Source organism: Streptomyces azureus, assembly GCF_001270025.1.
In the GTDB taxonomy this organism is placed as follows: domain Bacteria; phylum Actinomycetota; class Actinomycetes; order Streptomycetales; family Streptomycetaceae; genus Streptomyces; species Streptomyces azureus.
The window spans coordinates 1-458 of sequence record NZ_DF968446.1; the positions used below are offsets into that span (position 1 = coordinate 1).

At 68.3% G+C, this 458-nt stretch carries 1 protein-coding gene; it reads left to right on the forward strand.

All coding sequences use genetic code 11. From position 1 onward, the window contains the following. Positions 1–88: 88 nt before the first annotated feature. The coding region (locus AOQ53_RS35470) for a transposase (protein WP_148640423.1) at positions 89–458 on the forward strand (370 nt) is incomplete at its 3' end.

The following is a 458-nucleotide window of genomic DNA, read 5'->3' on the forward strand; positions in this document are numbered from 1 at the left end:
GTCGGTAACTGCCCTATGTGCAGGCGGCCTTCGGCTGACCATGTGCTCCGACCAAGGAATACACGTGATCAGCGCGAAGGCCGTGGGGATGAGTCTGTTGCACCATGCTGTCCGGCAGGAACCGTTCGCGGAACTGTCATGCTTCCGGGGCGAGTTCTACTCCTGTCTGACGAGGCGTTCGGATGCTCTGTTCGAGCTGGCCGACGCCGTGCTGTGTGCGGACGGCCCGGTCCGCTCGCTGGTGGAACTCTCGCTGGTGGGCGAGCATCGCCGCGGACACGGCGGGCTGTATGACGCCCTGGCCGCGGGTCGGGTGGACATTGCCCGGCTGCGGCGGGCCCTGGTTGCGGTGCCGCTGCCGAGGGCGGCGGACGGCCGGCTGGTGCTGGCCGCCGACATCACCTGCTGGCTGCGTCCCGACGCGCACACCTCACCGCAGCGGATCCTGTGTCACACCT